Below are 25,900 nucleotides of genomic sequence, written 5' to 3'. Positions count from 1 at the left end.
GGAATGATGCACGGTGTGGGTATCGCGTCCACTGCCAGCGCCGAAGTCCGTACGACCTCAGAGGTTTCCGCGCGGCAGGCATTCGAGCAGTGGGAGGCCATCGTGGCCGACGCGGTGCTGCCGTCGATCTGTGAGCCGCTCGGCAAGGGTCAGTGGCACGGCAAGCTGCGCTTCACTCAGTTCGATAACTCCAGTCTCACCATGATGACCTCCAGCGCGCAGCGGGTGGTGCGTAACAAGCGCCAGCTCGATCAGGCCGCTGGGGACTTCCTGCTGGTGAACATTGTTGTGGAGGGCGCGAACTGGACCGAGCAGAACGGCCGGATCACCGAGGGCGGGGCCGGGACCATCGCCTTCTACGACAGCGCCCGCCCGATCGAGAGCCGCACCACCGAGAACGCGGTGTCCACGATCGTGCGCGCGCCCATGAGCGCGGTGCTCGATCATGCCGGGCTGGTGCGCGACGAGCTACCGATCGCCAAGGCGCTACCCGCCACCGGCGCGATGGGCGTGGTGGTCGATTTCTTCCGCGGCATGGCGGCCCTCCCGGTCAAGGAAACCGACCGGGCCGCACATGCCCTCGAATCGCAGATCACGGCCATGCTCTCCTCGGCGGTGCTGCTGGCCAACGGGCAGAACTCGCCGGCGCCGGCCGATTCGCTCTACACGCGCCAGCAGGTGCTGTCGGTGCTGCGCCAGCGCTACACCGATCCGGATCTGACCGTCGATGAGGTAGCGCACGCCTGCCTGGTATCACGCCGCACGCTCTACCGGGTGTGCGAGGACATCGGCGGCCCCGCCGCACTGGTCCGCCGCATGCGGGTCGAGCATGCCCGGCGGCTGTTGCGGGCCGACCCGGCCCGGCCGCTCTCGGCGATTGCCGCGGCTTCCGGATTCTCCACCGATCGCCATTTCTACCGCGCATTTCGCCAGGAAACCGGCCTGACGCCCGGTCAATTTCGGTCACAACTGGACGCAGGCACGTGCGGTCGGTAGCCCGGCACGGTATGTCGCTGTGACCGGTTCACGTTCGGCGAAGGGTGATTGCACATCATCCGATACCCGTCGAAGGAGCCGACGTGCCGACGAAGGTGCGAGTCGCAGCCGTCCAAGCCGAGCCACGATGGCTGGATCTGCGCGCCGGTGTCCAGCAGACCATCGAGTTGATCGAGGACGCGGCTGAGGGCGGCGCGCAGCTGGTGGCCTTCCCGGAGACCTTCCTGCCCGGATATCCGTGGTGGTTGTGGCTGGAATCGGTGAGCTGGGGCCAGGGGTTCTTCGCGCGGTATCGCACGCATTCGATGACGGTGGGCCGCACCGAGTTCCGGCGTATCGCCGACGCCGCGCGGCGGCATCGCATTCACGTGCTGCTCGGCTTCAGCGAGCGCAGCGCCAGCGCGCTCTACATGTCGCAGTGCCTCATCGATGACCGCGGGGTACTGCTCGGAGTCCGTCGCAAGCCCCAGCTGACGCCGCTGGAGCACAAGATCTTCCGCAGTGGCGAGCCCGGCGAGTCGCAGGTTTTCCACACCGGCATCGGCCGCATCGCGGTGCAGGGCGGCTCCGAGCAATTGCATCTGCCGACGCGGCGGGAGCTGGAGCGCACCGGCGCGCAGATCCACGTGGTGTCCTGGCCGGGGTTCATCGTGGCGCGAGACGTGGATTGGGGTGTGCGCGTGAACAATGCGGCCACGCTCTGGTACGCGGTGGTCGGGCAGTTGAACGTGATCGCGGCGTGTGCGGTGATGGATGTGGCGGGCGGTGAGAGCCGCCGGGGTTCGGAGCCGGCCAAGCAGCTGGTACCCGGGCCGGGCGGGCATGCGCGCATCTTCGCGCCGGGCGGCGAGGAACTGGCGTCGCCGCTGGCCGGGCACGAACAGGGTTTGCTGTACGCCGATCTGGAACTGGACCTGAGTTTCGAGTCCGCGGCCTAGTGGTATCACTGCGTACCGCTCGGGGGTATTGGCTCGAATTCCCCTGATCTGACACACTCTCCCGAGTATTCGGCCGTACATGGGCCGACCATTGTCATCGAGGGATGGGGAGTGGAACGGTCAGAAGCGGTCGATCGGATCGAGGTGCGGTCCGGACCGGAGCAGTCGGCGGCGGAGGCGTTCGAGCGCTGGGAAGCGCACGTGAGCGATGCCTATGTGCCATTGGCGGTTTCACCAAAACCGACCGATCGTTTTGTTGGCCATATCGAACACGCTCGATATGGCGACCTCGATCTGACCGTTGCCGGATCCTCCACTCAGTTCATCCGCCGTACCGATCGGCTGATAGCGCAGGCGAATGACGAGTATCTGATTGCGAGTATTCCGCTTTCGGGTCACGCCCGCTTGCAACAGGACGGCCGCGTAGCCGACGTCCGTCCCGGTTCGATCGTGTTCTACGACACCACTCGTCCCTATCAGTGGGACTTGCAGCAGGAGTGGGAACAGGTCGTGGTGCAGGTCCCGCTGAGCCGGCTGCGCGATCACTACGGCGTCTCCGATCCCGAAGTCCCCACGGCCACCGTGTTTTCCAGTGGAACCGCGCCGGGAATCGTGGCGCAATTCTTCCGGGGTGTCGCGGGATTGCAGCGCACCGATCCGGCCGGGGCGGCACTGCTGGCCGAACCGGGGATGGATCTGCTGGCGGCGGCGGTGATCGCGGCGTCCGGGCGCACCCCGCACGACCAGTCCGCGGACGCCCTGAATCGGCAGCGGGTGCTGGCCTTCATGCGCAGCAACTGTGCGGATCCGGATCTCGGAGTCGATCGAATCGCCGAGGGCTGCCGCATGTCGCGGCGTACTCTCTACCGGGTGTTCGGCGAGTTCGAGGGTGGACCGGGAACGGTGCTGCGCCGCATGCGAATCGAACGTGCTTGCGACCTACTACGAAATGCGCCACAGTTGCCGCTTTCTGCCGTTGCGAAAGCGTCGGGATTCCTCACCGAGCGTAGTTTCTACCGAAGCTTCCGTTTGGAAATGGGCACGACTCCGGGGGCTTTTCGTACCCTGGCATGATCAGTCGGTGATTCGGCACTCGTCGCCATTGTCTGGCCGGATACTCTTGGCAAGCATCACGTTCCATGAGGGAACAGCGATGAGGATTACGGTGCGAATCGCCGCCGTCCAGGCCGAACCCAGCTGGCTGCGGCTGTCCGACGGCGTGGAACAGGTCGTCGGACTGATCCGAGCAGCAGCGACGCAGGGCGCGCGGCTGATCGCATTCCCGGAGGCGTTTCTCCCGGGATATCCCTGGTGGCGCTGGATCGATACCAATCAGTGGAATGTCGAGTACTCGACTCGGTGTCGCGAGAATTCGATGACTCGGGATGGCGTGGAAATGCGCGCGATCACCGGGGCCGCCGCCGCGCACGGCATTCACGTCGTCCTCGGATTCGGTGAACGGCAGGATCGGCGAATCTATATGTCGCAGGCCGTGATCGACGATTCCGGCGAGTTGCTGTCCGTACGCCGCAAGGCCGGGTTGAACAGCGTGGAACGCAAGATATTCGCCTCCGGAACTCCGAATCTGCCTGCGGTGCAACACACTCCGATCGGCAAGTACGGCGCGCTGTCCGGGCAGGAGAACCAGCGGCCGCTGCTCACCCGTGCGCTACGCGCCGACGAGGAGCAGATCCATGTGGCCGCCTGGCCCGGCAGTCCGTACGCCGATGCGGCAGGGCCGGATTCGAGCATCACGGTCAGCCGGATGTACGCGCTGGAGGTCGGCGCCTTCGTGCTCGCGCCCACCGCGGTGGTGGGGGAGCGGGCGTTCGACGGTATGGGCGGCGCCCCTCGGGTCAGCGGCCCCACCGGCCGCGCCCGCATCTATGCCGCGGACGGCAGCGAAGTGGTGACCCCGCTCGAGGAGGGCGAGGAGGGCATTCTCTACGCCGATCTGGACCTGGACGCCGGCAGCGGCGACACCCAGCAGTGCGAACCCGCCCCGGCCGCGCGTGACCGCAAGGACCGCGTCCCCGTCCGCCGCGGGTCCCGTCGGCTCGCCTCCGGCTGGCAGTCCGGCCCGGATCGCTGGGCGCTGCCCGTGTCCTTGGGTAGGTATCCCGGCGGCATCGCCGCCTGCTGAGGGCTAGCTCCGCACCAGGCGGGCGATGGCGTCGGTGGCTTCCTTGATCTTGGCCTCGGCCTCGGGGCCGCCGGCGACGGCCGCGTCGACCACGCAGTGGCTGATGTGATCCTCGAGCAGGCCCATGGCGACGGCCTGCAGGGCCTTGGTCATGGCCGAGACCTGGGTGAGGATGTCGATGCAGTACTTCTCCTCGTCGACCATGCGCTGCAGGCCGCGGGCCTGGCCTTCGATGCGGCGCAGGCGCTTGAGGTAGTCGTCCTTGGCGGTGATGTAGCCGTGGGTGGCGTGGTCGTGGCAGGACTCGGCGGTTTCGGCGGGTGCAGCCGGGTCTGTGGTCGCGGTCTTGTCGTTGGTCACCTGCGCTGTCCTCACTCCCGGGCGTTAATACCCCCCTAGGGTACATGGTTTGCCCTGGTCCCACCACTCGTGCGCGGATGCGCGAGAATCGTGGGCATGAGTGAGGATCCACGGGCAACGCTCGCCATCATCGGAGGCAGCGGGTTCTACGACTTCTTCGGCGATGATGCGACCACGGTCGAGGTCGAAACCCCCTACGGCGCGCCGAGCGCGCCCATCACCATCGGTCAGGTGGAGGGGCGGGCGGTGGCGTTCCTGCCGCGGCACGGCCGCAAACACGAGTTCTCGCCGCACACCGTGCCCTACCGCGCCAATTTGTGGGCCCTGCGTTCGCTGGGCGTGCGCCGCATCTTCGGCCCGTGCGCGGTCGGCAGCCTGCGTGCCGACTGGGGCCCGGGCACCGTGTCGGTGCCGGACCAGCTGGTGGACCGCACCTCCGGTCGCGCCCAGACCTTCTACGACACCGGCGGGGTGCACGTGGCCTTCGCGGACCCGTACTGCGAGGAGCTGCGTTCGTCGGCGATCGGCGCCCTGGGCGACGAGCTGCCCGCGCACGATCACGGCACCATGGTCGTGGTGGAGGGCCCGCGCTTCTCCACCCGCGCCGAGAGCCGCTGGTACGCCGGACAGGGCTGGGCGCTGGTCAACATGACCGGGCACCCGGAGGCCGTGCTCGCCCGCGAGCTCGAAATGTGCTACGCCGCAATCGCTCTCGTGACCGATCTGGACGCGGGCCTGGAGACCGGTGAGGGCGTCAGCGCCGCGGCCGTCTTCGCCGAGTTCGAGCGCAATCTGGTGCCCTTCAAGGCGCTGGTGCGCCGCGCCGTCGCCGCCGTCGAGGGCGACGACACCTGCGACAAGTGCTGCGTGCTGACGGGCACCGGCGTCCAGCTCCCCTTCGAGCTGCCCTGAGCTCCCCCGCCTCCCCGCGCCTTCGGCGGACGGCTGAGAGCCGTCCGCCGTTGGCAACCCGTGCCGACGGTTGGGTGCGAAACCGATTCTGGGCGTCCCCGGCGAGTTACCCTGATCGGCGCGAAATCAGTTGTTGCGTCTGATTCGAAGAGACCTGAATGAGAATGTGGTCGCGACGTTGTCCAGCGGACCTGAGCGTCGGAGGCCGGTCGAATAGGCTGGAACCATGAATGCGGGCGGTCCCGACCCCGTGCGCGTGTTGCTGACCGGTGCGGCCGGTTACTTGGGCTCCCATGTGCACCGCGCTCTGCTGGCGGCCGGTCACGAGGTCGTCGCGATCGATGCGTTGCTCGACAGCGTGCACGGTGCGAATGCCGCTGGCCCCGAGGATGTTTCCCGCCTCGATGTCCGTGATCAGGACGCGCTCGAACCCCTGCTCGCCGATATCGACGTGGTCTGCCACCTGGCGGCGGCCGTGCCGCTGCCGCCGTTGCGGGGCGCGATCGAGCTGGTGCCCGCCGACTCCTCGAATCTCGCGGCCTCGCAGGACCTTCCGCATCTGGGCCGCGTCTCGGTGGACAGGAAGCGCGGTCGCGACGATGCCGCCCGGGCCGGCGCGGCGCGGCCGGGCGCGGAGGGCATGCGCTGGGCTGCGCTCTACGGTGCGCACAATGACGTCGGCACGGCCGTCCTGCTGGCCGCCATGGAACGGGCGGGGGTGCCGCGGCTGGTGCTCGGGTCCTCGGTGGCCGTGTACGGCGAGGGCCGGTATCGGGGCGTGCGCAGCGGACCGTTCTATCCGGGGCTGCGGCGGCGCGGTGACCTGGATCGGGGACTGTTCGATCATCGCGCGCCGCGGTCGGGGGAGGTGCTGACCTGGGAGCCGATCGGGGAGGACGCACCGCTGCGGCCCCGGAGCGCCTATGCGGCAAGCAAAGTCGCACAGGAGCACTACGTGCTGGCGTGGGTGGCCAATACCGGCGGGGATGCCGCGGTGCTGCGGTATCACCAGCTCTACGGCGAACCGGTGGCGGACGGCCGCAGGGTGCGGTCGGCGGAATCCGGTGTGGTGGCGCGTTTTACGGCCGAATTGGTGGCGGGCCGCCCGCCGCAGGTGTTCGAAGACGGCGGTCAGGTGCGGGATTTCGTGCATGTGCGGGACGCGGCGGTGGCCACCGTTGCGGCTGTGGAACGCCGACTGCCCGGTTTCGTGCCGTTGAATATCGCCTCGGGACGGCCGCTCACGCTGTGGGAGGTGGCCTCGGCCATGGCCAACGCGGTGGACGGGCCGACCCCGGTGGTGACGGGGCAGTGCCGCGTCACCGATATCCGCCATATCGTCGCGCATCCGGAAAGAGCCCGGCACGCGCTGGATTTCACCGCGCGCACCCAGCCCGCCAAGGGGTTGGCCGACTATGCCGCGCGCGGGATCGGGCGGCGCTGACGGCCCAGCCGATAGGCTCCCGGCATGGACACCCCGCTGCGGCTCGAGGTCATCATCGCCAGTGTGCGTCCCCAGCGGTTCGCGCCGGTGGTCGCGGACTGGTTCCTGCGTCGCGCCCGCGCCGACGCGGATTTCGAGGTGGGCGTCATCGACCTCCTCGACACCCCGCTACCGCTGAACCTCACGGATTCCCCGGAGGTGCAGGCGTTCCGGCAGCGGGTCGGGGCCGCGGATGCGTTCGTGGCCGTCACCTCCGAGTACAACCACGGCTACCCGGCCTCGCTGAAGACGGCCTTCGACAGCGTCAAGCGCGAATGGCGCGGCAAGCCCATCGGTTTCGTCAGCTATGGCGGTCTGTCGGGCGGGCTGCGCGCGGTCGAGCAGCTGCGGCAGGTGGTCGCCGAGATCCATATGGTCTCCATTCGCGAGACCGTGAGTTTCCATGAGGCCAAACGCAAGTTCGACGCCGAGGGCGAGACCCGGGACGGCGCGGCCATCGACGCCGCCGATCGCATGCTGCGCCAGCTCGCCTGGTGGGCGGCGGCGTTGCGCACCTCCCGCGCCGCGGATCCGTATCCGGGCAGCTAGCGCGCGAGCGCGACGGCGGCGCGGGGCTGTCCGATGTAGGTGGACTCGCGGGGGATGGAGACCAGGGTCAGGGGCACCTCGGTGGTTCCGGTGCGCAGGACGATCCGGTTGCCGGCGGCGGCGGGCTGGTGGATGGACAGGTCGGGTCTGGTGCCGGGCCAGCCGAGCGGGTCTCCGGTCAGGTAGATGGTGGTGACGCCGGCGTGGGGTGCGGGAGCCAGCACGCCGTCTACCAGGGTCGCGGTGAAATCGGCGTCGGACTGGTGGGTTTCTATGGCGACGGTGAGGCGGTCCGGATTGCCGATGGTGGTGACCAGCTGCTGCCAGGCCTGTGGGCGGTCGGTGCGGATGAGGATGCGTTCGCCGACGGCCAGGGCGCGGAAGACGATCTGCTGGGCGAGATAGAGCTCCCCGGCCAGATGGACGCTCGAAATACCCTGCCCGACAAGGCGGATGGCGACGCCGTTGCCGTCGTCGTCGGAGCCGAGCAGCTGGCCGCATCCGGCGGAGGGCAGCTGCAGGGCCCCGATGCCGGCGATGTCGCGGATCTCGGTGGGCACGGTGGTGTCCAGGCCCGGTACGGCGAAGGGGAGATGCGCGAGCAGCCCCTCCCGGTGGCGGCCGTTCATGGAGATCATGTGCTGCTGCACCGGTTCCGCGGGCAGCTCCCGGGCGGTGAGCCGCCAGGCCGCGCCGATGCGCACCGTGTCGGCGCTGTGGCCCGGGCGCAGCCGCACGGCCACCGTGGTGCCGCGTGAGGCGGGCACCCACAGCTGGGCGAGCAGATCGGCGGCCAGCTGCCGGGGATCCACGGCCGCACCGATATTCACGCCGTTGCCGAGTTCGGCGTAGCGCCAGCGCTGGGTCAGCGCGCCCGGATCGACGCCCGCGGTGACCTGCAGAGCGGCCTGCCGGATCTCGGGCGCGGTGAGCAGCCGGGCCGAGCAGTCGGCGTCCTCGAGGGTGCGCATGATGCGCTGGGTGGCGATGGTGACCGCCCGGCACGCGCCGGTCAGCCCGCCGCCGCGCCGGGTAGCGGCCTCGGGACAGGCGATCGGGTCGAAAGCGATGGCCAGCCATACCGTGCGGTGCGCGGTGGCGGGCAGCGGGCCGAGCAGGGTGTCGTAGATCGCGCCCGCGGGTGTGCCCGAGCGGCTGCGGAAGCCGTGCGAGACGATGTCGATGCCGGACAGCAGAATGTCGTGCCGGCTCAGGCTTTTCGCGAGTTCCGGCAGTGGCAGCAGGTGGGTGGACTGCACGGTGCGGCGCCCGAGCCGGGTCAGTCCACCCCTGGGTGCGAGCACCTCGACGACCGCCACCACGCGGCTGCCGTCCCGGTAGAGCCCGAGCGAGCGCCCGTCGGGGGCGCGGAAATCGATGAGGTCGGCGGGCGGGTGGCCGCGCCGGGTGCGGAAGCGGCCGCCGGTGGCAATCCAGTCGGAAACGGTGCGTTTGCCAAGAGGTAACAGAAGAATCAGACCGACCACTATGCCGAGAGTGAGTGCGCCCCACCATGCCAGCCCGCACCGTATGCCGAGGACCAGAACGACCAGTCCGGCAACCTGGGCCCAGATCAGGCTCGCGAGGGAGATCCGGCCGAGCAAAGGCCGCGTCGCCGTCTCCCCGGATTCGATTGCCATCGTCGGTCCCCGGCTCCCCGATGTCGGCCGCGCGCGCTGCCCGCGCCGCGGCCGAGTGCGAATGAATGTCCTTGTCAATGTACTGTGTTCGGCGAACGCACCGACTTGCCGGGGACTTGAATGCCTTCGAAACCCACGACGCGATGGCAGGTGAGCGGCTATCGCTTCCTGGTCCGTCGCATGGAGCACGCCCTGGTTCGCCGGGACGTGCGAATGCTGCACGATCCCATGCGTTCACAGTCGCGGGCGTACGCCACCGGACTCATCCTCGCGTGTGTCGCACTGGCGGGTTGCGGAGTGTTGGCTCTGCTGCGGCCGCAGGACCGGATCGGGTCCAACAAGATCGTCATCGGCAAGGACTCCGGTGCGGTCTACGTGGTGCTCGGCAATGTGGTCCATCCGGCGCTGAACCTGGCCTCGGCGCGCCTGGCCGCCGGCGACGCGGTCAAGCCCGCGACCGTGCGGGAGTCCGAGCTGGCCGAGAAGCCGCGCGGGCAGCTGATCGGCATACCGGGCGCGCCGACCTCCTTGAACTTCACCGGCGGCGACGGTCGCAGCTGGACGGTGTGCGACGTGCTGTCCAATGACGGCAGCCGCTCTCTCACCACCTCGGTGCTGGCCGGCGATACGGGCCGGGCGGACAAGGCATCTCCCATGGCATCCGGCACGGCGCTGCTCGTGCAGGGCCGGGACCACACCTACCTGATCTACGACGATCGGCGTGCCCGGATCGATCTGGACGATCGGGCCGTGGTCGATGCCCTCGATCTGCGCGGCCGGACCCCGCGCCCGATCAGCGACGGCCTGCTGAACGCGATTCCCGAAGTGCCGCCGCTGGTTCCGCCGCGCATCGAGAATGCCGGCGCCGCACCGGATTACCCGCTCGGCGATCACCGGATCGGCGATGTGGTGCAGGTGCGGACCGACGACAGGTACTACGTGGTGCTGCCCGACGGCCTGCAGCCGGTCTCGGTGCTGACCGCCGACATCATCCGGAATGCCTACCGCACCAGCGCCGCCGACGACTACATCGCGCAGGCCGACCGCACCGGCGCGCCGGTCTCCTCGGCGCTGCAGGTGTCGAAGTATCCGGACCGGGCCCCGGTCCTGGTGGACGGCAAGGATCAGCCCGTCGACTGCCTCTCGTGGAAGCCGGTTGGTTCCGCCGATACATCCGATGGCAGCAAGCACGCCGAGCTGGCCGTGCTCACCGGGCACGCGGTACCGATTCCCGACCGCGCCAGGCTGGTTCCGCTGGCGCAGGCCGACGGCAGCGGCCCGAATGTGGACAGCTTCTATATGAATCCGGGCTCGGGGGCGTACGTGCAGTCCACCGGTATCGAGCCGGACAGCCGGCGCCACGACAGCCTGTTCTTCGTGTCCGACTATGGAGTGCGGTTCGGGATCAAGAATCAGGATTCCGCCGAGGCGCTCGGCATGGGCCCGGAGCGGGTGCGACCGGAACCGGTGCCGTGGCAGATTCTCGGATTGCTCGCTCCCGGACCGACTCTCAGCCGGGAAGCGGCCATGGTCGCCCACGACGGGGTTGCGGCCGATCCGAATCCCGCCAGGGAGCCGGTGAAAACCTCAGCGCCGAACGGGAACTGAGCTCAGGCGGCGGTCTCACCGAGTCAGGCGTCGGTGTCGCGCACGCCGAACCTGCGGCGCAGGGGGAACGAGGCCAGAAAGCCGAGCACCAGCAGCAGCGCGACGACGCCGGTGCCGATCAGGGCGACATTGCGCGGTGTGCGGTCGGGTGCGGGCGGCGGCGTGGGCAGGGCGAGCTGCCGATTCCGCGGTCCGGCGGGATGCTTGGGCGGCAGGCTGTTTCGCACCTGGGCGGTGAGCGCGGCCACGGGATCGACTGTGCCGTAGCCGATGGACGGATTCCAGCCCTCGCCCGGCGCGTGCGCGGTGGCCTCGATGCGCTCGATGACCTCGGCGGCGCGCATATCCGGGTAGCGGGCCCGCACCAGCGCGGCCACGCCCGAGACCTGCGGTGCGGCGAAACTCGTTCCGTTGTAGGGGACGACCTGTCCCTGATTGGTTACCTTGGCCGTGGTGAGCCCGGTGTTGCGGGGGTCCAGCGAGACGATGTTCTCGCCCGGCGCGGCCACCCCCACCCACGGTCCGGGGACGGTGAACTTCGACGGCTGACCGAAGGCGTCCACCGAGCCGACCGACAGCACATAGGCGTCCCACCAGGCCGGCACCACATACGACGTGACGTGATCCCACGGATCGTCGGCAGGGTGCAGGGGATCCAGGCCCGGATTGCTCGCCTTGCAGGTATCGGTATTGCCCGCCGAAGCCACGATGACCACGTCCTTCTCGACGGCCGCGTACTGCACCGCCGCGCCCAGCGCGCCCATTTCCGCGCTGGCGGGCTCGGTGGTCGGGCAGGCGACCAGGGAGATATTGACGACCCGCGCGCCCGCGTCGGCGGCCCGGCGCACCGCCGCGGCGAGCGCGGAGATCTTGCCGTAGCCGTCGGGCATATCGTCGGGGCCCTTCTCCCGGCCCGCGCCCTTGGGTTGGTACAGCGCGCTGGTCTGGCGGATGGTCATGATCCGCGCTTCGGGCGCGACCCCGGCGAAGCCCTGGCCGCCGACCTCGGAAGCGGCGATCAGGCCCGCCACGATGGTGCCGTGGGCGTCGCAGTCCTCGGTGCCGTCGCCGCCCGCGGCCACATAGTCGCCGCCGGGAATCAGGCCGGGCAGCCGCGGGTGCGGGGACACCCCGGTATCGATGACTGCCACCAATTGCCCTGCGCCCCGCGAGAATTGCCACGCATCGGGGAGGTCGAGGGTGCGCTGGGTGGGCGGAATGGTCGGCCCGCCACCGCCCGCCTGGGTGCTGGAGCACGGCGAGTTCGCGGGGTGTTCGGTCTCGGTCGGCGGCACGGCCGGACCGCCGGGAGGCAGCAGTCCCGCGTCGATGGGCGGCGGCCGGTCCGCGAACGCGACACCCGGCACGGCTCCCGTTCCGACTGCCGTGCCGAGCGCCAGTACCGCCGAGGCCGCCGCGACCCGCAATCCCCGCACGCCGGGAGCCGCAGCGCGATCGCGGGAACCGTTGGCGTTCAGTACTTTATCCGGCATGGCCGACGACAATTACAGTCCGCGTACGAGGGCGTAGAGATCGGCCACCCAGAAGGCCAGCGGCACCACGGCTGCCACGAAGCCGTATTCGAGCAGTTCCACCGCCCGCCGCGCGGGCGGGGTCGCCTGCCGGCGGGGCACGATGATGCCCAGGACCAGCGCCGCGGTGAAAAGCGCCAGTGCCACACCGAAAATCGTGAGTGGCTGTCGCTGGGTGAGGGCCGCGCCGAGGAGCACCAGCAGCACGATGGTGGTGCCGCCCGCGATCAGGACCACGGCTTGTTCCGCGCCCGCATAGGTGCGGCTGCGGAACATCAGCACCACGGCGCAGACCAGCGCGAGGGCCCAGCCCGGCCAGTACGGGGTGCCGGCGCTCGGATCCACGGCGGCGACCGCCCCGGCCACCACCACCGTGGTGGTCGCCGCGACCAATCCGGCCAGATAGTCGCGCGCCCGTTCGGATTTCGCGCGCAAGACCTCCATGGTGGGCAGGGCGCGATGGTCGTCGGGGTCGTCCTCGGTGGGGTCGATCGGGGTGCCGGGTGCGGGGACGGGCGGCAGCGGCAGCTCGGCCAGTAGCATGGAAAGCCTTGGAGCCAGGGACAATCCGGCCAGACCCAGCGCCGCCGCGCCGGCGCCGATGGCGTGCACGGGCAGATCTGTCAGCAGGCCCGCCAGCGTCGCGGGGATGGCGAAGACCGCCAGCGCCGCCACGCCGATGAACAGGCCCAGCCCCACGCCGCTCGCCCGCCAGGCCAGCATCGCGGTGGCCCCGGCCAGGACCGCGCCCAGTAACGCGTTGGCCCAGCCATAGTGGCTCGGCACGAACAGCATGCCCGCGCTGAAGGCGGTGGGCAGTGCGCAGCCGCCCAGCACCAGCGCGCTCGCGCGGTGGCGGTACATGCGGCTGAGCACCGTGCTCGCGGTGACCAGCAGCAGGGTGACGACGGTGGCCACGATCGCGCTCACCCAGCCGGGAAAGGCGGCGGGCGCGGCCAGCAGGCCGAGGCAGCCGGTCAGCATGATGGCCACCGCCAGCGCCGATCCGGTCAGCCGGGCCGTGCATGGCGTCCAGCCGCGGAAGTGGTCGGCGTCGGCGATGGCGACGTTGTCCATGATGTCGTCGAAAAGCGGTGTGGGCGCGATGTGTTCGGCGCACTCCAGCATGAGCAGTTCCCCGTCGCGCACGCCCTGCTCGGTCAGGCTCAGGGAGTTGGAGAAGGGCGGCTGCCCGACGCGGGCCAGCACCCACTCGTGCGGTTCGAACGGTTCGCCGTCGTGGTCGAAGTCATTGACGCGATTGTGCTGATCGACCATGTCGACCACGCTCGGGATGACCAGTGCCACCGGCACATCGACGGGGATGGCCATGTCGACCTGAGTGTGCTTGGCCAGAATGGTGACTCGCGCCAGGTCGGGCGCGCGGACCGTGCCGCGGAGTTCCTCGAGGTGATCGGTCCGCGACTGCGCCACGCCCGCACTGTACGGCATGATGGTTGCCGTTCGTACACTGAGCCGCAATTCAATTCGAATTCGTGGGGGACTTTCCGCGATGAGCACCGTACGGTTCCAGCGCCGGCCGCGCCGGGTGATGCCCCGCTCACCCGGCGGCGAGGTGACCCTGCAACCGCCGCCGGAGATTCCGCGGACGGTTCCGGCCAATCTCTTCACCAAGCTCATGCCGGTGGTGATGGGCGTGGGCATGCTCGGAATGGTCGCGCTCATGATCACCTCCGGGAGTGGTCTCGCCGCCAATCCGATGAGCCTGATGTTCCCGATGATGATGGTGTTCTCCATGGTCGGGATGTATGCGGGGCAGGGCGGCAAGGGGCAGAAGGCGGCCGAGGCCGACGAGGATCGCAAGGACTATCTGCGCTATCTCGACCAGGTCCGCCGGGATGTGGAGGAGACGGCCGCGCAGCAGCGGGCGGTCGTGGAGTGGAGTCATCCGGAGCCCGGGCTGATCTGGATGCTGGCGGGGACCACGCGGATGTGGGAGCGCCGGCCGGGGGACAAGGATTTCTGTCACGCCCGCATCGGGATTGGTAGCCAAAGGCTTGCTACGAGACTGGTCGCCCCGGAAACTGGGCCCGTCGAGGAGCTCGAACCCATTGCCGCGGTCTCGCTGCGGCGCTTCGTGCGCACCCACTCCACCGTGCCCGATCTGCCCACCGCCCTCGCCGTCAAGGGCTTCGCCGCCGTCCAGCTCACCGGCGACCGCGCCCAGGCTCGCGACATGTCCCGCGCCTTGCTGTTGCAGCTGGCCATGTTCCAGGGCCCCGACCAGGTGTTGATCGCCGTGGTCTGCGGACCGGACACCGTCCGCGAATGGGAATGGACCAAGTGGCTGCCCCACACCCAGCACCCCGAATCCGAGGATGGCGTCGGCAGCGGGCGCATGGTGTACGGCTCCATCCGTGAGGCGCACTCCGATCTGAATCCACTGCTGCACAACCGGGTTCGGTACTCCCGCAATCAGCCGCCCAATCCGAACCTGACCCAGATCGTGCTGGTGGTGGACGGCGGACTACTCGAAGCCGAGGAAGATCCCCTGCGGGAGCACGGTTTCGAGGGCGTGACGGTCATCGACCTGTGCGGGTACGCGCCGCGGCTGGCCGGCTCCCGGGGCATTCAAATGGTGGTCGAGAATGGCGAGTGCGCCGGACGCGGAGCCTCCGGAGCGATGGAGCGCTTCGCCGTCGTCGACCGCATCACCGCTCGCGAGGCCGAGCGGGCCGCGCGCCGGCTCGCGCCGTATCGGGCCGCCGTCGCGCGCACCGCCGAGACCAGCGGCGAGGAGGGTGAGGTCATCTCGAGCTGGTCGCAGCTGCTGGGCCTGGGCGATATCGGCGCCTTCACCCCCGAGACGGCGTGGAAGCCGCGCTACGGCCGGGCGCGGCTGCGGGTGCCCTTCGGTGTCGGGGCCGACGGGCTGCCGGTGGTGCTCGACATCAAGGAGGCGGCCGAGGGCGGCATGGGGCCGCACGGGCTGTGCATCGGCGCTACCGGGTCGGGTAAGTCGGAATTCCTTCGGACGCTGGTGCTTTCGCTCATCGCCACGCACTCGCCGGATCAGCTGAACTTCGTGCTGGTGGACTTCAAGGGCGGCGCGACCTTCCTCGGACTGGAGGGGGTGGCGCATGTCGCGGCCATCATCACCAATCTGGAGGAGGAGGCCGATCTGGTCGACCGGATGCGCGACGCGCTCGCCGGCGAGATGAACCGCCGCCAGGAACTGCTGCGCGCGGCGGGCAATTTCGCCAATGTCTCCGAGTACGAGAAGGCGCGGGCGGCGGGCGCGGATCTGGATCCGCTGCCCGCACTGTTCGTGGTGCTCGACGAGTTCTCCGAATTGCTCTCGCAACATCCGGATTTCGCGGAACTGTTCACCATGATCGGCCGGCTGGGCCGCTCGCTGCATGTGCATCTGCTGCTGGCTTCACAGCGGCTGGAGGAAGGGCGGCTCAAGGGGCTGGAAAGTCACCTGTCCTACCGGATCGGCCTGAAGACGTTCTCCGCCAATGAATCCCGGCAGGTGCTGGGCGTGCCCGATGCCTACAACCTGCCCAATAATCCCGGCGGCGGCTACCTGAAATCCGATTCCGGGGAGATTCAGCGGTTCCAGTCCGCCTATGTCTCCGGACCCTATGCCGGCGGCGGGTCACGGCGCGATGCCGCGGTGGCCACCCGGTCCGGCGACGTCGATGTGACCGCACGCCCGTTCACCGCGGGTCGCGTGGACTTCCGTGCCGCCGACCGGATTCCGCTGCCCGACCTGCCGGAACCGATGGCGGCCCCCGCCGACGCGGATCAGATCTCCAACCTGCAGATGCTGGTGTCGCGGGTGCGCGGGCACGGTCGTCCGGCCCACGAGATCTGGCTGCCGCCGCTCGGCGCTGCCTCCACGCTGGATCAGCTGCTGCCGCGGTCGATCCTCACCGGGGACTGGAATCCCATTGCGGCCCTGCGCGCCCCGATCGGCATCGTCGACCGGCCCTACGATCAGCGCCGCGACCCCATGGTGGTGGACCTGTCCGGGTCGCGCGGCAATGCGGCGATCGTCGGCGGTCCGCAGTCGGGGAAGTCGACCGCGCTGCGCGCGCTGGTCATGGCGATGTCCTTGACACACACCGCCGAACAGGTGCAGTTCTACCTTCTGGACTTCGGTGGCGGCACCATGATCGGTCTGGAGGGACTGCCGCACGTGGGTGCGGTCGCCAGCCGCATGGAGGAGGACAGGGTGCGGCGCATCGTGGCCGAGATGGTGGGCATCGTGCGCCGCCGCGAGGCCACCTTCCGGCGGCTCGGCGTGGAGTCCATGGCCGATTACCGGCGGTTGCGCGCCGACCCGGGGGCCGGTGATCGCGCCACCGGCCAGGGAACCGGTCCCACCGCCGCGGGCGTGCACGAGGATCCGTTCGGCGACGTGTTCCTGGTCATCGACGGGTACGGCGCGTTCCGGCAGGAGTTCGAACTGCTGGATCAGACCGTCGTGAACCTTGCGGTGCAGGGACTTTCGTACGGCGTGCACGTGGTGATGTCGCTGAACCGCTGGGCCGAGGCGCGGCCCGCGCTCAAGGATCAGATCGGCACCCGCGTCGAACTGCGGCTCGGCGACCCCATGGACTCCGACCTGGGGCGCAAGTTCGCGGCGCTGGTGCCCATGGGCCGCCCGGGCCGCGGCATGACCGCCGACGGGCTGCACATGCTGACCGCGCTGCCGCGCGTGGACGGCGAACCGGATCCGGTGTCGCTGGGAACCGGTGTGGCGCAAGCAGTTTCTAGCATCGCGCAGTTCACTCCGGGACGTCGGGCACCGGCGGTGCGCATGCTGCCCGACCGGCTGCCGCGCGCGGAACTGGTGCGGCTGGCAGGGGACTGGCCCGCCGAGGTGGATAACACCCAGCCGTGCATGCGCTTTCCGCTCGGCATCGATGAATCCGGGCTGGCCCCGGTGTATCTGGATCTGGCGGCGAGCCGGCATTTCGTCGTCATCGGCGATTCCGAGTGCGGCAAGACCACCCTGCTGCGCGCGCTGGTGCAGTCCATCTGCGCGTCCAATACCACCGATCAGGCGCGCATCATCATGGGCGACTACCGCCGGACCATGCTCGGCACCGTGCCGCAGGGCTATCTCGCCGGCTATGGCACCACCGCCCCGCAGTTCAGCCAGAACATGGCCGACCTGGCCGCGTACGTCACCCAGCGCATGCCCGGCCCCGAGGTGACCCCGCAGCAGCTCAAGGACCGGTCCTGGTGGCGCGGCCCGGAACTCTACGTCGTCGTCGACGACTACGACCTGGTCGCCACTGCCGGCGGCAACCCGCTGCACGCCCTGGTCGACCACCTGGCCCACGCCCGCGACCTCGGCTTCCACCTGATCCTGGCCCGCCGCTCCGGCGGCGCGGGCCGGGCCATGTACGAGGCAACCTTCAACCGCCTCGAGGAACTCGACTCCGCATCCCTGATCATGAGCTGCAGCCGCGACGAGGGCACCCTCTTCGGCAACACCCGCCCCGCCCTCATGCCCCCGGGCCGAGGCACCTACGGCACCCGCGCAAGCGAGGACCTGATCCAAACCGCCTGGCTGCCCGCGGCCGATCTGTGACTGCGAGCTGCCCGAGACGCCCACCTACACGCCTCGCTCTCGACCACGAGCGTCGTCGTTTGATAACTTGAATTGGTTACTCGTTGAACACGAGGTGGTTCCATCGCTATGGTCCGCACAACGTGGTGAACGTCGGCTGCGACAGTCCGGAAAACCCCGCACTGTTGATAGCGGGGGCCATCGACCGGTTTGCTTCCGCGTGGAGGGATCGGGGTTCGCCGCCGGATCCACACGCATTCCTCGCGGAGAGCGGCGGGTATCGTCGAATTCTGCTGATCGAACTCATCAAAGTCGACCTCGACTACCGTTGGGTCCACCACAGATTTCCGAAACGGTTGGCCGACTACCAAGCCGAGTATCCCGAGCTGAATACGGCTCCGTTGCCACCCGATCTCGTTTACGAGGAGATTCACGCTCGCCTCAAAGGCGGCGACGCACCGGATCCGGACGAGTACAGTGCAAACCCCTCTTTGCAGGCGACTCGACTGACGCCGAATCTCGCGGAACCCGATTACCGCAGCACTCTGATCGTGCAACCAGGCATTCTCGACGCGCTCGAGGAATTCGAATCGGGCGGCCGAATTGACGATTTCGACTTGCTGATGAGATTGGGCAGCGGCGCGTTTGCCCGCGTTTTCCTCGCGAGGCAGCGGTCTTTGCAGCGGTTCGTGGCCGTGAAAATCTCACGCAACCACGGCAGGGAGCCGGAAACCCTGGCCCAGCTCGACCACGACTACATCGTCCGGGTATTCGATCAACGAATCCTCCACGACGGTGCCCTGAAACTCATGTACATGCAGTTCCTGCCGGGAGGCACGCTTCTCGACGTGCTGCGCCACATAGAGGCCACGAAGCCCGAGCAGCGGAGCGGTCGACTATTGCTGGAGGCAATCGACGGCACGCTATCGCGTCGAGGCATCGTCGAGCCGGCGGAATCCGCGCTCCGGCGTGAGATAGCAGAACTGAGTTGGCCCGACACTGTTGCATGGCTCGGGGTTCGACTGGCAAGCGCGATCGACTACGCACACCGCTGCGGCATTCTCCATCGCGACCTGAAACCCGCGAACATACTGTTGACCGCCGAGGGCATCCCCAAGCTTGCGGACTTCAACATCAGCTTCAGCCGGCACATTGCGGGAGCCAGCCCCCTCGCCTACTTCGGCGGCTCGCTGGACTATATGTCCCCTGAGCAGCTGCAGGCATGTCATCCCGACATGTCGACGACTCCTGCCGACATCGACACCCGCAGCGATCTGTATTCGCTTGCGGTCGTGTTGTTCGAACTGCTGACCGGTCGTCGACCATGCAGTGACCCACCCGACGCCGGGCTCTCGGCGACATCTCTGGAGCAGATGATCGCGGTTCGCAAACGTGCCATCACCGGCGAGGTCCTGGCGGGCATCCCCTCGGATTGCCCGGCCGTACTTCGCCACACGCTGCTGCGGTGCCTTTCACCACGACCGGGCGATCGCTATCCCTCCGGAGCCGGACTCGCGCGTCAGCTCGAGCTCTGCCTCGATCCACGCGCCCGCGACCTGGTCGATCCGCCATCAGGTACGTGGCGCTCCAGGCTCGCCCCTTGGGTCCTGATCGCGCCGGTCGTGTTGTTCGTAGCCGGCGACGCGATGGGCATGCTGTACGACTTCTTCCACAACTCGCCGATTCTCAACAAGTACCTGTCATCGACGCAGTGGGACTACCTGCGAAACGTTGTCTGGATGATCATCCTGGTAGTCATGCCGCCCGCAACTGGCCTGTATCTGTTCACATGTCGGTACGCGATCCGAGTTCCGCACGGGCTGCGCCGGGGTAGGCAGTACGACTGTGCGACCATCGTTCGTGCGAGAGTGGACCTGCTTCGGCTCGGCGACCGAGTCGCCCTCATGACTCTGGGCGGCTGGGTACTCGGAGCCGTTGTCGCGACCGTCGCCGTCGCCGGGCTTTCAACACTGCGGCCATCATTGATCGCGCATCTGGTTTTCGCGAACATCCTCGGCGGTCTGGTGGCCGTCAGCTACACCTTCCTGTTCCTGACCTTCTACCTGGTCAGGTGTGTTTATCCGCCGCTCCTGCTGCGCAGCGACATCACAGCCGCCGACGTGCACCAGCTCCGCGCCCTCTCCCGCCGTTGCCCGAGCTACCTCGCGATCGCGCTTTCGATCCCGCTCCTGAGCGTCTTCTTCGGGTTGACCTTTGTCGATTCGGCTGATGCGGTGGCTGTTATCGGTCCGATTCGGTGGTTGAGTGTGGGTGCGGTGCTCGGCTCATTGGGTTCGTACCTGCTCTTCCGTCGGTTGGAGGGCGACTTGTCTGCACTCACCCGAGTGGTAGTACGTCTCTGGTTCGACAGTTCTGATCGCCATAACAATTAGTCGGCTCAAAGGTCCTGCGGGGCAAGTCCTTTCAGTTTTCAGAACCCAGCGTGACAATGCGTTCGTATGGCACACGGTTCAACCCGGCAGTGGGGCCCCGGCCCGGGCCGCCCGGCCCGCCCCCCCCCCCCAAACACCCCCGGGGGGTTTGGGGGCCACGCCCCCCAACCTCCAAGGGTTTTCAGGGGCGTAGCCCCTGACGAACTACCGCTCGACGATGGCCACGACGCCCTGGCCGCCTGCGGCGCAGATGGAGACCAGCGCGCGGCCGCCACCCTTCTCGGCCAGCTGCTTCGCGGTCTGGGCGATGATCCGGCCGCCGGTGGCGGCGAACGGGTGGCCCGCGGCGAGCGAGGAGCCGTTCACGTTCAGCTTGGCGCGGTCGATCTTGCCGAGCGCGCCGTCCAGGCCCAGGCGCTCCTTGCAGTACTGGTCCGACTCCCAGGCCTGCAGGGTGGCGAGCACCACGGAGGCGAAGGCCTCGTGGATCTCGTAGTAGTCGAAGTCCTGCAGGGTCAGGCCGTTGCGGGCCAGCATGCGCGGCACCGCGTAGGTGGGGGCCATGAGCAGGCCGTCGGGGCCGTGGATGTAGTCCACCGCGGCGACCTCGGAGTCCACCAGGTAGGCCAGCGGCGACAGGTTGCGCGAGGCCGCCCACTCCTCGGAGCCCAGCAGCACCGCGGACGCGCCGTCGGTGAGCGGGGTGGAGTTGCCGGCGGTCATGGTGGCGTCGCCCAGCTTGGTGCCGAAGACCGGCTTCAGGGTGGCCAGCTTCTCGATGGTGGAACCCGGGCGCAGGTTGTCGTCGCGGGTCAGGCCCAGGAACGGGGTGACGAGGTCGTCCATGAAGCCGCGGTCGTAGGCGGCGGCCATGTTCTTGTGCGACAGGTAGGCCAGCTCGTCCTGCGCCTCGCGGGAGATGCCGAATTCCTTGGCGGTGATGGCGGCGTGCTCACCCATGGACAGCCCGGTGCGCGGCTCGGCATTGCGCGGGATCTCGATGCCGACCATCGAGGGACGCAGCCGGCCGACGAGCTTCACGTAGTCGGAGTTCTTCTTGGCGCGGTTGGCGTCGAGCATCCACTCGCGCATGCCCTCGCTCACGCCGATCGGCGCGTCGGAGGTGGTGTCGGTGCCGCCGCCGACGCCGTTCTCGATGCGGCCCAGGGCGATGCCGTCGGCCACGGTGACGATGGACTGCAGGCCGGTGCCGCAGGCCAGCTGCAGGTCGTGGGCCGCGGTGTAGGGCGACAGGGTGGAGCCGAGCACGCTCTCCCGGATCATGCCGTGCTCGCCGACGCGCTTGAGGACCGCGCCGCCGACGACCATGCCCAGGCGCTCGCCCTGCAGGCCGAAGCGGGCGACCAGGCCGTTCAGGGCCGCGGTGAACATGTCCTGGTTGGAAGCGTGGGCGTACTTGCCGTCGGAACGAGCGAACGGGATGCGGTTACCGCCGAGGATGGCAACCGGGCGGGCCTGCTTGGTGGTCTTGGCCGCGGCCTTCGCCGAACGGGCTTTGGTGGTCACTCGAGTCTCCAGTGTCTCGTCGGTGGGATTTCCGGCACGCGCGATCCGGTGGATGCGCGCCACTCGGTTTACATTAAACTTACTCTGGAGTAAGTTCATTGTCGACACCGTACCCCGCACATGTGCGCAACGCCGCTCCCGAGGCCGGTGCGCAAGGCCCGAGCGGGCGCGGACCACTCACCCACACAAGAGAAGGTAGGAAACGTGGCTGCCAGCAAGAGCAAGGGCGCTCCCAACCTGTACGGATCGTTCGTTCACTCCGCGCCGGGCGCGTTCCTGGCCTCGAAACTGGGCCTGCCGCAGCCGGAGACGCTGCGCCGCTACAAGGCCGGCGAGGCCGCGCTCCCGGGCCCGGTGCTGGTGGGCGGCAAGGGCCGCGTCGCCGATGCCGTGCGGAACCTGCTGAGCGACTACACCTTCGTGGATGCGGTCACCCCGGGCGTGAAGTTCGGCGCGCTGGTCTTCGACGCCACCGGCATCCGCACCATCGAGGAGCTGCAGCAGCTGTTCGAGTTCTTCCAGCCCGCCATGCGCAGCATCGCCGCCTCCGGCCGCGTGCTGGTCATCGGCACCACCCCCGAGCTCACCGATTCGGTCGACGCCCAGATCGCGCAGCGCGCGCTGGAGGGCTTCACCCGCTCGGTCGGCAAGGAGCTGCTGCGCGGCGCCACCAGCAACCTGGTCTACCTGCACCCCGAGGCCGCCACGGCCGCAACGGGTCTGGAGTCCACCCTGCGCTTCGTGCTGTCCGGCAAGTCGGCGTTCGTCGACGGCCAGGTCTTCCGGGTCGGCAAGGACGACTCGACCGCCCCGGCCTCGTGGGACAAGCCCCTGGAGGGCAAGGTCGCCGTGGTCACCGGTGCCGCCCGCGGCATCGGCGCCACCATCGCCGAGGTCTTCGCCCGGGACGGCGCGACCGTGATCGTGGCCGACATCCCGGCCGCCGGTGAGGCGCTGTCGGAGACCGCCAACAAGGTCGGCGCCACCGCGCTCGCCCTCGACGTCACCGCCACCGACGCCGCCGAGAAGCTGGCCGCCTTCGCCACCGAGCGCTTCGGCGGCATCGACATCGTCGTCCACAACGCCGGCATCACCCGCGACAAGCTGCTCGCCAATATGGACGAGGGCCGCTGGAACTCGGTCATCAACGTGAACCTGGCCGCGCCGCACCGCATTACCGAGGGTCTGGTGGCCGCGGGCGCGCTCCGCACGGGTGGCCGGGTCATCGACGTGTCCTCCATCGCGGGCATCGCCGGCAACCGTGGCCAGACCAACTACGGCGCCTCCAAGGCCGGTGTCATCGGCATGGTGAACGCCGAGGCCCCGAAACTGGCCGAGCAGGGCATCACCATCAACGCGGTGGCCCCCGGTTTCATCGAGACCGCCATGACCGCCGCCATCCCGCTGGCCACCCGCGAGGGCGGGCGCCTGCTGTCCTCGCTGCTGCAGGGCGGTCAGACCGTGGACGTCGCCGAGACCATCGCCTACTTCGCCTCCCCGGCGTCGAACGCGGTGTCCGGCAATATCGTTCGCGTCTGCGGCCAGGCCCTGATCGGAGCATGATGACGCAGACCGTCAACCTCACCGAGGTGCCCAAGAACAGCGGCCTGTTCGTCAAGGCCGCCCTGGGCGCGCTGCCGGTGCCGGGTCTGTCGGCCCGCAAGGCCACCCTGCCGGACCGCAGTGTCCGGCTCGAGGGCTTCAAGGTCGACCCGGACCACCTCGCCGCCTACTGCCGGGCCACCGGCCTGCGCTTCAGCGACGCACTGCCGCTGACCTACCCGTTCGTGCTCAGCTTCCCGCTGGCCATGCAACTGGTCGTCGCCCGCGACTTCCCGTTCGTGGCCGTGGGCGCGGTGCACGCGGAGAACGTCATCGAGCGCACCCGCGAGATCTCGGTGTCCGAGCCGCTGGACTTCGAGACCCACATCGAGAACCTGCGCGAGCACCCCAAGGGCCTGCTGGTGGATGCCGTCACCGAGGTCAGTGTGGGCCGGGAGCTGGTGTGGCGTCAGGTCACCACCTTCCTGCACCAGCAGCGCACCTCGCTGTCGGGCGGGCCCAAGCCCGAGCCCAAGCCGGACGAGGTGCCGCCCCCGCCGCTGCGCGCGCTGCGCGTCGATCAGAAGATGATCAACCGCTACGCGGGCGCCTCGGGCGACCACAACCCGATCCACACCTCGGCGCTGGGCGCCAAGGCCTTCGGGTTCCCGAAGCCGATCGCGCACGGCATGTGGTCGGCCGCCACCGTGCTCGGCGCGCTCGAGGGCCGGATCCCCGACCAGGTCACCTACGCGGTGAAGTTCGGCAAGCCGATCTTCCTGCCGTCCACGGTGAACCTGTATGCGGACCAGGTGTCCGGTCGGTGGGACCTGTCCTTGAAGAACCCGAAGAAGGGCTACCCGCACCTGACCGCTACGCTGCGCTGAAACCTCGCCGTGCGGGTAGGGTCGAAAACCCGCAGTGCGAGGAAGTGTCGAGCCTGACACCCGAAGGTTCGGGCGCGGCCGCCATCCGGCGGTCCGCCCGACGGGGGTGAAGAGCCGCACACCGTTTCGAATTCGGATGTCGCCACGCAGGGGTTTCTACATCCGGCCGAAACAGTGTGCGGCTCTTGTATTTCCGGAGCGGGTCAGGCGATGGGCGAGCGCATCGGCGCACTGCTGCCGTCCACCAGCAGCGTCAGCACGTCACCGAGCCAGTCCGGCGTCAGCCCGGAATCGGGACCGGCCGCGATGTGGTGATCCGGCCGGACCAGCAGGGCTTCGCCCGCGGCCAGCCCGGCATGCGTCGCGCAGTCGGCCGCCGGCAGGGCGTGCACGGCCAGGTCGATACCGGTGGCGCGCCGCGCCTGCGCGGCGGCCGTGCGCCACGCCCCGGCCGGACCCGCGACCAGCAGGGTGAAGCCCGGGCCGCACAGGTCCAGGGTGGAGGGGGTCCACCAGCCGGCGTCGACGCACCAGTGCGGGAGGCGGGTTCCCGTCCGGCCCTGCAGAGTCGCGACATACGGGGCTGCGCCGGGAGCGGTGAGGACGGCTGTCGAGGTATAGCGGTAGCGGGTCATCACCGTCGCCGTATCCAGCCTGCGGGCCAGATCGTCGGCATTGCCAGGGGTTTCGATGCCGTAGCGGGTCCGGAAGTCGGTGCCCAGACGCGACTGCTCGACCGCCACCTCGGCGCGCGGGCGGCGCTCGGCCACATAGGAATCCAGCAGCGCCGGACCGGCGTTCCCGTGCAGGGTGGCCGCCAGTTTCCAGACCAGATTGTGCGCGTCGGCGACGCCGGTGTTGCCGCCGTAGCCGCCCCAGGGCGCGTGGCGGTGCGCCGCATCGCCGACCAGGAAGATTCGATCGCGGCGGTACTCGTCGGCCACGAAAGTGCCGGTGTCCCAGGCGCTGCGGGCCAGGATCCGCACCTCGAGATCGGGCGCGCCGACCATGGCGCGAATGGCCGTGACACAGCGCGCATCCGGCCAGTCGGCGGGCGATTCGGTGGCCGGGTCGTATTCGATGTGGAAGGACCATTCGTCGGTGTTGTTCTTGGACAACACGAGTCCGCGCACCGCCGGGCCGGTGATCTCGCACTGGCTGAAGGCGCGGCCGTCGAGCAGGCCGGTGAGGTCGGTGCGGGCGAACACATTCAGATAGTGGTGGGTCGGTGGCAGCTCCCGGCCGGTGATGCCCAGCGCCCGGCGGATCGGACTCCCCGCACCGTCCGCCGCGATCAGGTAATCGGCCCGCAGCGGCGACCGCGCACCCGAGGCGTCCCGCAGCAGCGCGCTGACACCCGTCCCGTCCTGCTCGAATTCCACCAGCTCGGTATCGAATCGGAGGTCGCCGCCGCGCTGCCGGGCGGCCTGCGCGAGCACCGGTTCGAGCTGCACCTGCGGCAGGAACACGAACTGCGACGGACTCGGATCCGCGGCCGCCATGGCCGCGCCCAGCCCCGACAGATCCAGCGACTCCGCGGTCCGCACCGACTCGCCGGTCCACGCGCCGCCGAACTTCCCCGCCCGCAACGCGCTCGCCGCCGCCTCCAGGATCTGTGCCTCGACCCCGGCCTGCCGGTACATCTCACCGGTGCGGGTGTGCAGCCCCCGCGAACGCGGCAGCGGCGAGGCGGTCGCCCGCCGCTCCACCAGAACGTAAGGGACGCCGTGGTATTCGAGGAACAGCGCGGCGGACAACCCGACCAGACCGCCGCCGGCCACCAGGACCGGAACATGTGCCGTTGTCATGCCCCCAGCCTGGGCACGACCGCTTGCACGCCCC

At 69.0% G+C, this 25,900-nt stretch carries 18 protein-coding genes; 12 read left to right on the top strand and 6 right to left on the bottom strand.

Going from position 1 to position 25,900, the window contains the following annotated elements; all coding sequences use genetic code 11:
• The first annotated feature begins 15 nt into the window (after positions 1-15).
• From ACFXIV_RS31385 to ACFXIV_RS31370, 4 genes are all read left to right on the top strand, one after another.
• Entirely contained in the window at positions 16-996 is a 981-nt protein-coding gene (locus ACFXIV_RS31385; RefSeq protein WP_379394642.1) for an AraC family transcriptional regulator, read from the top strand.
• Positions 997-1,079: 83 nt separating this feature from the next.
• Positions 1,080-1,934 carry a nitrilase-related carbon-nitrogen hydrolase gene (locus ACFXIV_RS31380; RefSeq protein ID WP_379394644.1) on the top strand — a complete coding sequence of 285 codons (855 nt, stop codon included), beginning with the start codon at positions 1,080-1,082 and terminating at the stop codon, positions 1,932-1,934.
• 111 nt (positions 1,935-2,045) lie between these two features.
• The gene (locus ACFXIV_RS31375) at positions 2,046-3,008 is read left to right on the top strand and encodes a helix-turn-helix domain-containing protein (protein ID WP_379394646.1); all 963 of its coding nucleotides are present in this window, start codon (positions 2,046-2,048) and stop codon (positions 3,006-3,008) included.
• A gap of 79 nt (positions 3,009-3,087) precedes the next feature.
• On the top strand, positions 3,088-4,077 hold the full coding sequence (locus tag ACFXIV_RS31370; RefSeq protein ID WP_379394648.1) for a nitrilase-related carbon-nitrogen hydrolase: 990 nt from the start codon (positions 3,088-3,090) through the stop codon (positions 4,075-4,077).
• 3 nt (positions 4,078-4,080) lie between these two features.
• Here the strand turns inward: ACFXIV_RS31370 and ACFXIV_RS31365 are convergent, their stop codons facing one another.
• Positions 4,081-4,350, bottom strand: coding sequence for a metal-sensitive transcriptional regulator (locus tag ACFXIV_RS31365; protein ID WP_379382092.1), 270 nt, complete (start codon positions 4,348-4,350; stop codon positions 4,081-4,083).
• Positions 4,351-4,533: 183 nt separating this feature from the next.
• On the opposite strand from ACFXIV_RS31365, the gene ACFXIV_RS31360 reads away from it, so the two are divergent.
• The 3 genes from ACFXIV_RS31360 (at position 4,534) to ACFXIV_RS31350 (ending at position 7,381) form a co-directional block, all read left to right on the top strand.
• The gene (locus tag ACFXIV_RS31360) at positions 4,534-5,349 is read left to right on the top strand and encodes an S-methyl-5'-thioadenosine phosphorylase (RefSeq protein WP_379394650.1); all 816 of its coding nucleotides are present in this window, start codon (positions 4,534-4,536) and stop codon (positions 5,347-5,349) included.
• 250 nt (positions 5,350-5,599) lie between these two features.
• Positions 5,600-6,793: an NAD-dependent epimerase/dehydratase family protein gene (locus ACFXIV_RS31355; RefSeq protein WP_379394964.1), complete on the top strand. Its 1,194-nt coding sequence runs from the start codon at positions 5,600-5,602 to the stop codon at positions 6,791-6,793.
• 24 nt (positions 6,794-6,817) lie between these two features.
• A complete protein-coding gene (locus tag ACFXIV_RS31350; protein ID WP_379394652.1) occupies positions 6,818-7,381 on the top strand; it encodes an NADPH-dependent FMN reductase in 564 nt (187 codons plus the stop codon).
• Here the strand turns inward: ACFXIV_RS31350 and eccE are convergent.
• Positions 7,378-9,021, bottom strand: a complete 1,644-nt coding sequence (gene eccE, locus ACFXIV_RS31345) for a type VII secretion protein EccE (RefSeq protein WP_379394654.1) — start codon at positions 9,019-9,021, stop codon at positions 7,378-7,380. The two genes, ACFXIV_RS31350 and eccE, sit on opposite strands and share 4 nt — an antisense overlap.
• A gap of 120 nt (positions 9,022-9,141) precedes the next feature.
• On the opposite strand from eccE, the gene eccB reads away from it, so the two are divergent.
• On the top strand, positions 9,142-10,629 hold the full coding sequence (gene eccB, locus ACFXIV_RS31340; RefSeq protein WP_379394656.1) for a type VII secretion protein EccB: 1,488 nt from the start codon (positions 9,142-9,144) through the stop codon (positions 10,627-10,629).
• A gap of 23 nt (positions 10,630-10,652) precedes the next feature.
• Here the strand turns inward: eccB and mycP are convergent, their stop codons facing one another.
• Both mycP and eccD read right to left on the bottom strand, forming a co-directional pair.
• Positions 10,653-12,122 carry a type VII secretion-associated serine protease mycosin gene (gene mycP / locus ACFXIV_RS31335; protein ID WP_379394658.1) on the bottom strand — a complete coding sequence of 490 codons (1,470 nt, stop codon included), beginning with the start codon at positions 12,120-12,122 and terminating at the stop codon, positions 10,653-10,655.
• Between the two features lie 12 nt (positions 12,123-12,134).
• Positions 12,135-13,595: a type VII secretion integral membrane protein EccD gene (gene eccD / locus ACFXIV_RS31330; RefSeq protein WP_379394660.1), complete on the bottom strand. Its 1,461-nt coding sequence runs from the start codon at positions 13,593-13,595 to the stop codon at positions 12,135-12,137.
• Positions 13,596-13,674: 79 nt separating this feature from the next.
• On the opposite strand from eccD, the gene eccCa reads away from it, so the two are divergent.
• Positions 13,675-17,730, top strand: a complete 4,056-nt coding sequence (gene eccCa, locus ACFXIV_RS31325; protein WP_379394662.1) for a type VII secretion protein EccCa — start codon at positions 13,675-13,677, stop codon at positions 17,728-17,730.
• Between the two features lie 122 nt (positions 17,731-17,852).
• Positions 17,853-20,102, top strand: a complete 2,250-nt coding sequence (locus ACFXIV_RS31320; protein WP_379394664.1) for a protein kinase — start codon at positions 17,853-17,855, stop codon at positions 20,100-20,102.
• Between the two features lie 204 nt (positions 20,103-20,306).
• Here the strand turns inward: ACFXIV_RS31320 and ACFXIV_RS31315 are convergent, their stop codons facing one another.
• Positions 20,307-21,629 (bottom strand): acetyl-CoA C-acetyltransferase, encoded by a 1,323-nt coding sequence (locus tag ACFXIV_RS31315; protein WP_379404236.1) that lies wholly within the window; start codon positions 21,627-21,629, stop codon positions 20,307-20,309.
• Positions 21,630-21,833: 204 nt separating this feature from the next.
• Between ACFXIV_RS31315 and ACFXIV_RS31310 the strand changes: the two genes are divergently transcribed.
• A complete protein-coding gene (locus ACFXIV_RS31310) occupies positions 21,834-23,192 on the top strand; it encodes a 3-oxoacyl-ACP reductase (RefSeq protein WP_379404238.1) in 1,359 nt (452 codons plus the stop codon).
• The gene (locus ACFXIV_RS31305; RefSeq protein WP_379404240.1) at positions 23,189-24,058 is read left to right on the top strand and encodes a MaoC family dehydratase; all 870 of its coding nucleotides are present in this window, start codon (positions 23,189-23,191) and stop codon (positions 24,056-24,058) included. The genes ACFXIV_RS31310 and ACFXIV_RS31305 overlap by 4 nt, the downstream gene beginning before the upstream one ends.
• Before the next feature lie 203 nt (positions 24,059-24,261).
• On the opposite strand, the gene ACFXIV_RS31300 is transcribed toward ACFXIV_RS31305, so the two are convergent.
• Complete coding sequence (locus tag ACFXIV_RS31300) at positions 24,262-25,866, bottom strand: FAD-dependent monooxygenase (RefSeq protein WP_379404242.1); 1,605 nt, start codon at positions 25,864-25,866, stop codon at positions 24,262-24,264.
• Positions 25,867-25,900 lie beyond the last annotated feature (34 nt).

Source organism: Nocardia sp. NPDC059236 (assembly GCF_042754085.1).
Classification (GTDB): domain Bacteria; phylum Actinomycetota; class Actinomycetes; order Mycobacteriales; family Mycobacteriaceae; genus Nocardia.
This window is presented reverse-complemented; position numbering and strand designations above follow the sequence as displayed.

Excerpts from the sequence above, each read along its gene's own strand:
- eccB (WP_379394656.1), top strand. The coding sequence starts at position 9,142 with ATGCCTTCGAAACCCACGACGCGATGGCAGGTGAGCGGCTATCGCTTC.
- eccE (WP_379394654.1), bottom strand. The coding sequence starts at position 9,021 with ATGGCAATCGAATCCGGGGAGACGGCGACGCGGCCTTTGCTCGGCCGG.
- ACFXIV_RS31300 (WP_379404242.1), bottom strand. The coding sequence starts at position 25,866 with ATGACAACGGCACATGTTCCGGTCCTGGTGGCCGGCGGCGGTCTGGTC.
- eccCa (WP_379394662.1), top strand. The coding sequence starts at position 13,675 with ATGAGCACCGTACGGTTCCAGCGCCGGCCGCGCCGGGTGATGCCCCGC.
- ACFXIV_RS31370 (WP_379394648.1), top strand. The coding sequence starts at position 3,088 with ATGAGGATTACGGTGCGAATCGCCGCCGTCCAGGCCGAACCCAGCTGG.
- ACFXIV_RS31360 (WP_379394650.1), top strand. The coding sequence starts at position 4,534 with ATGAGTGAGGATCCACGGGCAACGCTCGCCATCATCGGAGGCAGCGGG.
- mycP (WP_379394658.1), bottom strand. The coding sequence starts at position 12,122 with ATGCCGGATAAAGTACTGAACGCCAACGGTTCCCGCGATCGCGCTGCG.
- ACFXIV_RS31305 (WP_379404240.1), top strand. The coding sequence starts at position 23,189 with ATGATGACGCAGACCGTCAACCTCACCGAGGTGCCCAAGAACAGCGGC.
- ACFXIV_RS31350 (WP_379394652.1), top strand. The coding sequence starts at position 6,818 with ATGGACACCCCGCTGCGGCTCGAGGTCATCATCGCCAGTGTGCGTCCC.